This is a genomic window from Enterobacter sp. JMULE2 (genome assembly GCF_013337145.1).
Taxonomy (GTDB): Bacteria; Pseudomonadota; Gammaproteobacteria; order Enterobacterales; family Enterobacteriaceae; genus Enterobacter; species Enterobacter mori.
Map to the genome: position 1 here is coordinate 44,251 of NZ_SGWD01000019.1, position 11,572 is coordinate 55,822.

At 54.4% G+C, this 11,572-nt stretch carries 13 protein-coding genes; all 13 read right to left on the reverse strand.

Features of this window, described 5'->3' with window-relative positions; genetic code table 11:
• Positions 1-6 precede the first annotated feature (6 nt).
• The 13 genes from traG to EXW94_RS27250 are packed head-to-tail and all read right to left on the reverse strand — an operon-like array spanning position 7 to position 11,505.
• Positions 7-3,315 (reverse strand): conjugal transfer mating-pair stabilization protein TraG, encoded by a 3,309-nt coding sequence (gene traG, locus EXW94_RS27190; RefSeq protein WP_174341619.1) that lies wholly within the window; start codon positions 3,313-3,315, stop codon positions 7-9.
• Positions 3,315-4,679, reverse strand: a complete 1,365-nt coding sequence (gene traH, locus EXW94_RS27195; RefSeq protein WP_174341620.1) for a conjugal transfer pilus assembly protein TraH — start codon at positions 4,677-4,679, stop codon at positions 3,315-3,317. Before traH ends, traG begins: the two co-directional genes overlap by 1 nt.
• On the reverse strand, positions 4,672-5,088 hold the full coding sequence (locus tag EXW94_RS27200) for a hypothetical protein (RefSeq protein WP_174341621.1): 417 nt from the start codon (positions 5,086-5,088) through the stop codon (positions 4,672-4,674). Before EXW94_RS27200 ends, traH begins: the two co-directional genes overlap by 8 nt.
• The gene (locus EXW94_RS27205; RefSeq protein ID WP_174341622.1) at positions 5,085-5,348 is read right to left on the reverse strand and encodes a hypothetical protein; all 264 of its coding nucleotides are present in this window, start codon (positions 5,346-5,348) and stop codon (positions 5,085-5,087) included. Before EXW94_RS27205 ends, EXW94_RS27200 begins: the two co-directional genes overlap by 4 nt.
• 17 nt (positions 5,349-5,365) lie before the next feature.
• Positions 5,366-5,965, reverse strand: a complete 600-nt coding sequence (gene trbB / locus EXW94_RS27210) for an F-type conjugal transfer protein TrbB (protein ID WP_174341623.1) — start codon at positions 5,963-5,965, stop codon at positions 5,366-5,368.
• Positions 5,955-6,173, reverse strand: coding sequence for a hypothetical protein (locus EXW94_RS27215; protein WP_174341624.1), 219 nt, complete (start codon positions 6,171-6,173; stop codon positions 5,955-5,957). The genes trbB and EXW94_RS27215 overlap by 11 nt, the downstream gene beginning before the upstream one ends.
• On the reverse strand, positions 6,170-6,658 hold the full coding sequence (locus EXW94_RS27220) for a hypothetical protein (protein WP_174341625.1): 489 nt from the start codon (positions 6,656-6,658) through the stop codon (positions 6,170-6,172). Before EXW94_RS27220 ends, EXW94_RS27215 begins: the two co-directional genes overlap by 4 nt.
• A 9-nt stretch (positions 6,659-6,667) precedes the next feature.
• Positions 6,668-7,450: a type-F conjugative transfer system pilin assembly protein TraF gene (traF, locus tag EXW94_RS27225; RefSeq protein ID WP_174341626.1), complete on the reverse strand. Its 783-nt coding sequence runs from the start codon at positions 7,448-7,450 to the stop codon at positions 6,668-6,670.
• Positions 7,447-9,282, reverse strand: coding sequence for a type-F conjugative transfer system mating-pair stabilization protein TraN (gene traN, locus EXW94_RS27230; protein WP_174341627.1), 1,836 nt, complete (start codon positions 9,280-9,282; stop codon positions 7,447-7,449). Before traN ends, traF begins: the two co-directional genes overlap by 4 nt.
• Positions 9,279-9,902, reverse strand: coding sequence for a type-F conjugative transfer system pilin assembly protein TrbC (gene trbC, locus EXW94_RS27235; protein ID WP_174341628.1), 624 nt, complete (start codon positions 9,900-9,902; stop codon positions 9,279-9,281). The genes traN and trbC overlap by 4 nt, the downstream gene beginning before the upstream one ends.
• Before the next feature lie 10 nt (positions 9,903-9,912).
• Positions 9,913-10,908, reverse strand: coding sequence for a conjugal transfer pilus assembly protein TraU (gene traU / locus EXW94_RS27240; protein WP_174341629.1), 996 nt, complete (start codon positions 10,906-10,908; stop codon positions 9,913-9,915).
• A complete protein-coding gene (locus EXW94_RS27245; protein WP_174341630.1) occupies positions 10,905-11,228 on the reverse strand; it encodes a hypothetical protein in 324 nt (107 codons plus the stop codon). Before EXW94_RS27245 ends, traU begins: the two co-directional genes overlap by 4 nt.
• A gap of 55 nt (positions 11,229-11,283) precedes the next feature.
• Positions 11,284-11,505, reverse strand: a complete 222-nt coding sequence (locus EXW94_RS27250) for a hypothetical protein (protein ID WP_015572104.1) — start codon at positions 11,503-11,505, stop codon at positions 11,284-11,286.
• Positions 11,506-11,572: the final 67 nt, after the last annotated feature.

Sequence of the window (11,572 nt, forward strand, 5' to 3'; positions counted from 1 at the left end):
TCCTAATCAGCCCGTCTTCCTTTCTCTTAGCTCAGCTAATCTACGTTTCATTTCTTCATCATGTTCAGAAGGAGATGATTCCCCCTGACTGATTTTCTCTTTATTCAAACCATTCGAGAATGAACTTTGTGAATTATGAAGCTCTCCTTTCAATATATCACTGGATGCCTGAACAGTGGATTGTTTTTTACCAATTTCTCCAGCAGATTCGTTGATTTTATTCTCATTTTCAGATCTTTGTTCCGCCACTCGTCGCTGTAACTCATTCTGGGGACCAAAACCCTGCGAGGAATGTTCATGCAACTTAGCCTGATTTTCTTTGAATGACTCCTGCATAGCATCGCCTCGAACTTTTTCACCGCCAACATTAATGCCTGAACGGCTATGAGTGATTTCATTCTCCTGGCCATGTGTAGTCCCTTGCTCCGGAATGGTTCCAGAAGGATGCCTTTCTGCTACGTGGTCAGCTCGTTCATCTACAGTTGAGTGTCTTCCCGCATCAACCATGCTTGCTGACGAGGTTATGTTACCCGTGCTGCTTCTTTGTCCGACTGTTTGCCCTTGATGAATAGTTGATTGCTCAGTCCCCCGCGAAACAGATTCGTCTGTTTCGGTAGAATTATTTTCGCCTGCGGATGTTACCTGCCCATCCTGTCTGCTTCCATATTCAGCGGCCTGAGCCGTTCCGGAAGCATGAACTTTGCCAACACTTTCCGAGCTATGAGTACCGCTATCCCAAGAGCTGTAACTTACTCCGCCCTCATTACCAGATGAACCAGATGCCTGCTGACTGCCATGCGCTGGCTGCACGATATGCTCCCCACTGAATGCTGCATGCTCCTGACCACTGGCAAGATCTGAACGGCCTTGCTGATAGTCACCCATGATTTCTGGTTTGAGACGTTCATTTACGAACTCCATCGCTGCTTCGCGCGCTGACGTCGCACTTGTCAGCATGGACTGTGTCTTATCACCGTATTTATTAGCCGCCCAGTCCACAAACTCCTGCGTATAGTTCGTATCAAGGCTTGCACTCTGGTTCTGCGCAACGGTGGCCATACGGCTGAACTCGTTACTCTGCGTTGAACTGGTGGTGTACTGATGGTACTGGCTTTCAGCATCATTAAGCGTTGCGGCCAGCTGCTGAACATTGCTGCTTGCAGCATTCTCGGAATGGCTCGCGCCATCTGTGATTCGGCTACTTTTAACCATATCCATACCCTGCCGGAAGTCATTAACTGCCTGGCTGCTCTGGTCATGTCGCATGTCCTGATTGCTTGAGTGCATTTCTTGGGTGCCATGTGAGCTTCCGCTCGCCCCTTTAACTTCTGCACCAAGATGTGCTTCTGCACTGATTCCAGTAGCCCATTTCCCAATTTTCCCAAATGCCTGATCACCGGTGTTAAATTTACCGCTTGCTCCTGCATTAACACTGCCTTCCACAGATTTTGACATCAGTTGGTTGTAAGCCTCCTGCGTAGAGATATTATTCGCCTTCGCGTAATTCTCTGCAGCAGACATCATCATACTGGCACCGCGCGTTGCGTTTGTGGCCTGGCTGTTTTCACTGCCTTTTATCAGGCTGTCGCTGGTACCGGTCTGGTTAGAAAGCTGAGAGAGCTGCGACCAGCCACTGGTAACGCTGTGGTTGTAGCCATCGAGTGCAGTCTGCGCCTGAACCTGCGACTGGCGGGCTGACTCCTGGAAACCACTGCTGGCCAACTGGCTGAGCTTCATGTTCACCGGCAGATTCGACATTGCACCCGAGCCGTCGATAACCGTATGGCCACCGGCCGTCTGAGTCTGCGTGGAGCCGTTATCTGCCTGCCACGTCAGCTGACCCTGACGCTGCATCAGGTTGGTATCCATCTTGTTCTGGCTGACATTGTCCATCGACATGTTGTTAAACGACCAGTTTCCGTCTGCTGTGGTCGCTGCCACACCGGCGGAGGTGAATGCCCCTGAACTGAGTATGCTGCCGGTAACCTGAGAGCCAATTGCCGCCGCCCCTTTTGTCAGATAGAACGAGAGCACCGGGATGGACAGCGCCAGATATCCCGCAAGATTCGACACATCAGAATGTTGCAGCGCAACGATATCCTTGTTGGCCAGGACCAGGGGCGTGCCTCCGGTCTGGCTCTGGAGCCAGTAGTTTGAGGCATAGTTCAGAATCGCAAACATCACAGGCCACATCTGGAAGTAGATAAAACCGCTGACGTAGATTTTCAGAGTATTAAGTCCGAAAAGTGTATGGTTCGATGCGGCCAGCGCAATCATAAGCGGGAACAGGCACACTAAGATCAGCATCAGCAGGGACTGCGCAAACGGAAGAGTACGGGTGGCAAGTTCGTTACCTGCTGCCCAGCTAAGGCGTTGTTTGGTTGCCGCGTTCTCGGTGGCCAGGTTCAGCAGGTTGGCGGTATCGGATGAGCGCGCCGCAAACCCTTTTATCCCCTGCCGGACTGCGCTGTTGGTAATGTTATTCTTCATGATCTGCGCGGCTGTCATGCCACCGGAGTAGAAGTAACCGTAACTCTCCCCCATCGCGTTAGACAGTAAGGCTGCACCGTTCACTTTGTTGCCAAAGACTTTACGCGTCAGCCAGGTGAACGTTGCACTACCCGGGTTCACATCGGTATTCGCCAGGGATTTAATCTCTGTTGCGGCCTGCTGACAGGTCAGGAACTGGCGAGTGGTAGAGGTCATTTTAAAAATGCCACGCAGCGGGCTGGGATTACTGGTTATCAGCGTGAGCGGATCGGTGGAGTTCAGTAACTGGTTAATCGTATATTTCCCGTTCAGCAGAATATCGCCGATCACACAGTTTTCCACATAGTCCGGCAGCATCTGTGCCAGCTCCGGATTTTGCGTGGAGAAGTCGCTGGTTTCCGCCACAATCTGCGAACCGAACAGCATCCCGGTTTTGCTGTAGGTCACCGAGTCGGGTCTGGCCATCAGCATGTCGTACACTGACGCCATCTTGTACCCGATACTGGTCGTCAGCGACGCGATGGCTGCCAGCCCGACCGGTACATTATCCGTTTTCCACACTGCTGCCGGATCGGAAAGGTCAATGATTTGTACGGAACGTTTCGGTACCAGCAGGATGGATGTGATGACCATAAAGATGGCCAGCCACTGGACGAAGACCATCGGATTACGCTGTTTTATGAAGGTAAACAACACGGCCAGCACCCCGAAGGTGCCGGCAATGCGCAGTAATGTGTGGAAAGTATTCTGACCGACAAGGGTGACAACGGCGTCCAGCGCCGTTTTCCACATCCCCCCGCCATAGATAGTGTATATCTCAAGCATCAGCGATCACCCCAGTGATAGTTGCTCTGATAAGAACCTGAAACGATGGTGGACACCTGCTGTTGCAGGTACTGCATGTTGCGGTCGATACCGTCCAGCGCATTCTGGTCTGCCGCTGACTGTAACTTCATGTCGGCCAGCAGTCCCTGAGCATGAATGACGTTGTCACGCAGTTTGGCGGCTGCTTCTTCGGGGAAGTTCTTGCCAGCCAGTGACAGGCTTGCCTGCTTCACAAGCTCCTGGAGGTACTGAATCATCAGGTCCTGGGCAATAAAGTCGGAAACCTGAAGCAGATACGTCGCGCTCATGCCCATACTCTGGGCGTTGGTCAGGTATTTCAGTACCGGTACGGACGTGGTGTTCACGAAGCCTTTTTCCTGATCGGTCAGCGGTTTGTCATCGACAAGTTTGTTCTGCATGGAAATCATCAGATTTTTGACCAGTGTGACCAGAGCGCTGGACTCCGTAATCGTCAGGTTAGTGACGACAGGCCCAAGGCAGAGTGTTGCCTCATCGCACCCATAGACCTTCGCCGTTCCCCCCCGCATCAAAACTTTGATCAGATCGCGGTTATCGACAAGTGGTGTCAGGATTGTCACGCCTCCGGTTTTATTGAAGATGATGGAGCCGACGGTACTCATTACCAGCTCCTTCAGCGCGCGATCGTTAGCGAGCAGCCCGTTCTTACTGAGCGTGTCCCAGATAAGGTTTTTGTTTTTCAGCACCTGGTCTTTTTCAGCATCCCCTGCCCTGGCCGTGACCTTATCCCCCTGACCTCCGACAGTGCAGCCCTGACGGGATGCAGCCCAGTCGGCAAACATATTGGTTTCACCGGCAATGTCCTGACAGATTTTCTGCTGCGATACCTGCGTCACCGGCCACAATCCGCCGATAATGCCCTGCGCAGCCTGACATGAACTCATGTTCATGGAGTTAACATCACTGGCCAGCTTCTGAAGAAAGTCTTTTGCCTGTTTCAGCTCCGGGACCATCGTCTGTAGAGCCAGATCGAAGGCATAGCCGGCGGCGTTGCTCATGATTTGCTTCACGAACCGCTGAATTTCCTCACCGCTGATCATGCTGAATGACCCCAGGTAGGCATCGATACCGCCGCAGCCGGCGTTCAGGGACGGCAGCTGCATCGAGATCAGCTGGACGTTTTTGACGGGATTTCGCAGGTAGACTGAGCCGCCGGAAAAATACCCGGCTGCCTGCCCCTGCCAGGCCTGCGCCTGGGAGACGTTGCCGCTGTAGCCCAGTTTTCCAAAGAAGCCGTTGAGGTCACCATTGACGTCCGCCTGAGCGGGCAGCGCCGCCAGACCCGAGAAGAACACAATCCCTGCCGTAATAAGCGCCTTAATCATTAGGCACCTCCACAGCTTGCGTATCCTTGTCTGCCAGAATGTCAGCACGGTTCAGTTTGCAGCAAAGATATGTAGCCAGACGGAGCCAGCCGCAGATGAGTAAATTCACCGCAATGAGTACGCAAATCGCGGCCATTACGCCCCACAGCAGGTACTGCGGATAGTGGATGAGAAGCGAGAGCGTAAACTGTTCAGCGCGATCAGCGGTGGCCGGTTCTGCCATCGCACTCAGCGTTGCTCCGGCACATTTCACGTATACCCTTTCGACCACAGAGGTAAAAATCAGGGCATAAAACATTTTCAGCGTTAACAGGTCAGTCCATTTTCGGGTTTCCGTATCCTCACTACTGTCTTTCAGTATCCCGATAGCCTGGTTTCGGATAAACGTCTTCAGTCTGATGTGCCTCATGCAATCTCCTCCCGGGGTTTCCTGGCCAGGGTCTGACGACAGACGTACAGCCCGGTAACGGTGAAAAAGAAGCCGATGCTCAGTGATATCAGCAGGAGCACCGGAAAGTCCTGCAGACAGGTTGTCAGTTCAGGACGGTTCAGGACGCTGACCACCCGATAGGCCAGCCCGCCATAGAATGCAGCGGACACGAGCAGCGTTACGCTGAATAACAGCCACACGCGTTCGGTACGCGAGAGCGCATACGAATTTGTAGTCATTTTGTAGTCCGGTTGTATTACTGAGGGGTGACCTGCGTACTTGCAGGCATGGGCGGCAGCGCTTTCGGATCGACGTTATCCATATCCGCCTGAATCAGGCTGGCCATACGGCTTTCAAGTGCGGGAATATCCATCACGCCCTGGGTCAGCGGATACGCTTTCAGGGTGTTGACGTTGACCACAAAAGCCGTTGGTGTCGCAATCGGCAGACCGTTTCCGAAGAAGGTCACAATCTCGTCTGCAATGGGCGATTTAAGATCGCTCTTGCGCGGTACCATCGGCGTCGGAAAGGAGACATCGCCGCCACCGTCCAGGGTGTACGGATAGACCTTAATTGCATGCTCATCAGCCCAGCCCTTCAGCAGCGGATCGAACTTCGCGCTGAATTCACAGTGAGCCTGCATAAAGAGCACCACAGCATAATCTTTCATGTTAGCCCTTCGTCCATCCGGCAATGCCATCAGGCTGGCCGGAGCAGGAGAAGCGGTGATGGCCGCAGCGTCTGCGGATTGCGCCGTTTTTGTTGCTTCAAGCGCCATTAATTCCTCACGCGCACCGGCGCTCGCCAGCAGGGGCAGAGATAACAGGAGCGCAGTGAGTCCGGTTTTAATGTTCATGATCGGCTTCCTTATGCGCTTGCCCTCTCTCAAACCTGAACCAGCGGTAGCCGGCATACACCACCATGCCAGCCGCACCGGCCCACATACTGTTGCACAGCCACAGCAGCCCCTGCTGAGTATGCTCCACGGACCAGGTCATCAGTTCGCTCAGTACGCGCGCCATCGTGCCCCAGAAAATCAGTCCTGCGAGAATAGCTGGTTTCATTCCTGTGTCTCCCTGTTCTTCCGTACCAGAACCGAATGTGTGTCTGGTGAAATACACTTTTGGGCAGCAAGAGAGAGACGACGGGAAACAAACCACAATCCGGCACCAAACATTACCGCCATCCCCCAGAAGTTTCTCAACGTTGCATCCACAGAACGCGCCCATGAATCGCTGTCCACGTAGCCACGCTGACACAACACTTCAGGAGGGGCTTTCTCTAACGCAGGAGCGGGCTTTAACTTCTCTCCGGGCTCTGGCGGTGAAAAGCGACTGACCATCTCGTGTTCATTAACACACGCCATCACATTGCCGGCAGGTACGCCGTCAGTCAGGTCATGAAAGGTCGTCAGGAACTGACGGGACAGTGAGCCATCAGACGCCGCTAACATCACCAGGACATACAGCACCAGGGCCGGGCCGAGGACAAGGGCGTACAGGGAAAACCGCCCTGCATCACGGATGAGGGTGAAAAGTATTTTTGTCATAAAAGACTCTCAGGAATTGGGTTTAAAACCGGTGGCCACATTCAGGAATCGCTTTGACAGGTCATCCTGGGTCATGAAGCCGTAGGAAAGCGCGCAGTAGTTCTGGTTGCGGGGATCTACCAGGAAAAGTGCCGGGAAATGTGTGATGTTCATCGAGCGGGACTGACCGGTATCCGGACGACTCTGCGGCAGGCCTGGTGCCACCTGGCCGTCGACCGAGACCGGGATAAGCGAAATCCCGTTGGTTTTCGCGAAGTCAGCCACCACCCCCGCCATCTGCACGTCGATCGGGTCGCTACCCCGGTAGAAGTAAAACAGCCCGTAGTGCTGCGCCAGTTGTTCCACCGCATTCTGCCGGGTCTGCTGATCACGTGTCTGGGTAAACGGCGCCATGCTGTTGTAGTGCGGGTATTCAAGGTTGTAATCGAGGTCAGGATGGCTCAGCTGCGCTGCCGCAAAGGACTGGCTGAACATCGATGCCCGGTCCGTCCAGAACTTCTGCCAGCGCAGGAACGTCGCCGTATTTTCCCGCGAAGGGTACAGGATGGCGCGGTTAAGCGCCTCCTGTGTATACCCTTTCAGCACCCTGGCCTGCTCCATCGGGGACATTTTACTGAGATCCGGGATGGCCTGCGGTGCTGGCTGCTGCGGTTTTCGGGGCTGCTCGGGGGGCTTTTTCGGTTCGTTGTACCAGGACCAGCCGGTGAACGGCTCTGCCGGCGTCACAATCTCCTCGCCCAGTGCCGTATGGCTCGCCAGCGCCATAAGCAGGCCACAGAGGGCACGCTTCATTTGCCACCTCCCTGCTGGTTCACCTGCGCGGCGATGCGATCCTTAATCTGCTGAACCTGCGCACTGGTATCCGGGATTTTCTGGTTCTTCATCAAATCCTCATAGAAATCCGAGAAGTTGATTTTATCGAAGTCGATACTCTGTAACTCCGGTACCGTAATGCCCCGGCAGTCCGGGCTGTCGCCGCTGCCGAACTTCACGCCCAGCTGATCACGACGCCCCTGCTCCTGAATGATACGGGCAAGTTTGCCGTCAAACACACAGTACACTTTACTCTTCTGGATACAGGCCCCCAGGACCTTATGGTCACAGCGCTCTCCCACACTGACGGTGATTTTCTTGGCTTTGGCCTTACCGAGAGCCAGTTCATCATCGTTACAGGCGGCAAGACCTGTGTCCTGTCCCCAGCCAGAATCCTTGCAGCAGTTGGAGAAGCCGGCAAACGCCTTACGGCAGCTCATGGCTTTACCCGTGAACGCTCTGACATCTATAGTGCTGTTCTGATCCCTGACATCTTCTGCCGCAGAGGCCAGCCCTGCGAGTTTGGCCACAGCCGTATCAAACCCGTTATCACCAGTACCGTTCGTCTCATCGCAGGCACCGGACTTACATATATACTCCCCGCCGCAGACCAGACCGCTGGACGACCAGGTTTTCTGACACTGATACGTTTCTGACTGATGGGTGCAGACACCCGACTCAGTTGTTGTACAGGAATGGGAAGAAAGCGTGCAGGCGGGGTTATCCATCAGCGAACCGCAGTTTCCGCGAGAATTGGTACCCGTCACATAGGAATCTGAATATGCCCAGCAACTGTTTGTCTGGCTATACTCCTTCCCGTCGACGGTGACGGTACGGGTGCCGCCTGGTTCGGTACAGATACTGCCCGCGCTGGACAGAGCCGATTGTTTGTCAAAACCACAGTTTTCAGTCCAGGTCGTCTGTGGAACCCATACCTTTGTACCGGTACGGTAAACGATGGTGATGACAAAATGGTACATATGGTTGGTTTTACCCAATTCCCAAATGCTTGCCACTCTTTCGGGTAGATTTCGTTTGTTATTGAACGTTATGGTCAGTTTCTCTCCTTCAGTGAAGCTCTTACCAGGGGATAACTGATAAGACCCGGAGGTTTCGTACATCGTCATCAGCGTACCGAGAGCCGTAATGTTCAGAAACCAGAGATCGTTACTGAATGCCAAATTTTTCTTAAACGTGTAGTTCATTGTCGCCGAATACACTGTTCCTTCCGGCATGCTGTACGACACTTCCGGGCTGCTTACGTCCAGATTGTCTGAATCAATGGTAATAGTCTTATAGGTATAATTGTCCTCATAATGCCCGGTTATAGTGGCCGTTCTGCCACAAGTCTGGATCACAGCCACATCCCGATCGCAGGTAAAGTTCTCAAACGTCGATTTGGATACCGTCGTCTCTTTACACTGCTGGCTGCTGCCATCCATGATCCCGTCTGCCGTACCCTCCGCATTTTTACCAATAGTGATAAAAGGTGCGTTCGGATCAATCGTTGGGGTCGGGTTTTTGGTGCCGGAACTGATCACCGACTGTGCCGCGTCATTTCCCTGCAGGGCAGCCTGTCCTTTTCCCGCCAGACCGCCATCGCCCCCGGTTACACCACCGTAATACCCCTTTTCCGGTGGGTTCGCGGTATAGCCCGGTATCGCTCCGGTGACCGCGCCGGGATTTTTCAGAGCACCGGTTCCTGCGGCAGCGTTACCCTTACCAAAACTCGCCCCCGCCTCAAAGGCAGGATCAGCGGCGACAGCGAAAAGTGGGAACAGCAACAGCGCAGTTGAAAGCATTTTTATCATTGGGCAGCCTCCAGGAGATGGCGTGCCGTTGCCGCGCACTCGCCGCTTTCTTCCACTTTCTCAAGGGCCTGTTTCAGGGGCAGGCTTCCCCGGATAACATCATGGTGGCCAGGACAGGTCACCACCAGGGCAGGTACCGTGGTGATGTTGTACTGAGTGAACAGCGTCGGGTCGATTTGCACGCCGGCGTCCTTGTCCTCCTTACTCAGCTCAAACATAGCTGCCGCAGTCTGGCGCATGTCGTTATTGACGAGGCCACGCAGCGTTGGCGGTATGTTGTAACGGCGGGCGTCCTTCAGCATCGGCAGCAGGCCTTCGCGAGGAATGCCGAGGCTTACAAAGTAAATCGCCGGGAAGGTGTCTTTTTCCCCCATCGTGGTGGTCTGAGCCGCTATATTTCCCTGTAGTCGGGTAATAAGGTCCTGCTGCGCCTGCGGTAACACGTATGAACCGGCAGACTGGCTTTGCAGATCGTCCTTCATAGCCGCCAGTGCGTCCTGCTGACCTTTTATCCAGCTATGGTCAGTGACGGAAATATCAGTCTGGGCGCTCGCCACGACCATTGGTGCGAAAGCAACCATGACGCTGAACGTCAGCGCCCGGAGATAAGCGTTTTTCATTGTCATGTCCTTAAAGGAAGACGCAGTTACGTTTGCGCCAGAAGAGGTAGCCGAAGTTCTTTTTCGATGAAGGTGAGTTGTGTGTGGTGCCCCACAACTGGGTACTGGCCCCGAAAGGGTGGCAGTTGTTCGTTTCGGGATACATGTTCACCATCTGGTACCGCCATCGTTCCTTGGGAATGATGGGTGAAGGATACTGGTTGCAGACGGCGGTATCCGCGCCGACAGAGTTCCAGACCAGTCCTTCACGGTGCATCTTGAAGGCCATTCGCTCACCGACGAGCAATGAGGCCTCCAGCGGGGAAAATTCACCACTGGTATAGCCGGTCAATGGGTACATTGACCCCTGACTTCCCGCACACCAGAACAGCGGTGACAACGGCAGGCCAGCTGACGCGGCGGCGGCATCAGCCGCGCATGCTCCCTGAGCAACCAGGTTACCGAAGAGTGCCGCTTCCGGGTTGATCAGCATCGAGAGCGTGCTGTCATTCCAGAGAGGATCGACCTCAGACAGATAGGCAATATCCATGTCTCCGGTCTGCAAACATCCCAGACTGGTGATGATGTTAAGCCAGAAAATCAACGGGTATTTGTACCAGTGAACGTGGTAAAACGTACCTGCAGCGGGCCTGTCGCTCTGCCCGGCCGTGCCGGTTCCAGTACGTCCCAGGTCGATCTTGAAGCCACCCATGTTGACCATTACCCCCGGCTCACGTGTCACATCAACCATCGCCATAGGCTCCCAGAATCCGATGGCCAGCCCGATGCGATACAGAATACCCACCGGACAAATCTGGATAGGCGAGGACGGGTTGGTTGTGTCTTTCTGGGGACCGGAAGCCAGCTGGATATTACCGATCGTCATCGGAAACAGGCATTTCCAGCAGACGTCAGTGATGGGATTCACCCAGCGACCGTCGCCTGCGTTGCTGGCAGCTGTGGCCTGCGCCGGCGTCAGGGACATAAAAACAAGCATCAGGCCAGCAAGCCATGAAAAACGCTTCATTTCACCTCCCGCAACCAGACACAAACCGGGCCGTCATCAGTGTCATGAATGGAGCCAATGAACCAGCCATCACCCGCAGGCGCCGAGGGCTGCCAGTCGCTGATGTCGGCTACGCCATTTTCCCAGGCGGCGATCACCTGCGGAGGCGCATCATTTTCCATCCAGCGGGTGGCACAGGTCAGGTTGTGCAGACGCATCCAGTCGCCGAATTCTGACTGCCCGGCCTCATCACTGGCGGGGGTAAAATAGTGTGGGTGCGTCCAGAAGCCGTTGCGGTCACGGGTAACCGTCACCGGCCTGACAGGTTCAGGGTGAGTCATGGGGTATCTCCGGGCGTGCCGCAACCACCGGATGGCGGGAGGGCTTAAGAAATGGTCAGTGGTTTTTCGCTTTATCAGCCGCTTTCATGATGATGGCCAGACGTTGTTCCTGGCTCATTTCGTACAGGGCAAGAATGGCTCCGCGCAGCACATGCGAAGGTTTGTACAGCGGGTTATCGTTGAGGATTTCATCCAGCTGTCGGGCCGAACCCTCATCGTGACGTACTGACGAGATGGTGACATTCCGGCCCTTTTCAGTATCAGGGTCTTTTTTCATGGCGTTACCTGGTCGGGGGTTAATCGGAAGCCGGGGTGACATTCAGGCTGAGGCGGAGCGCAACGCA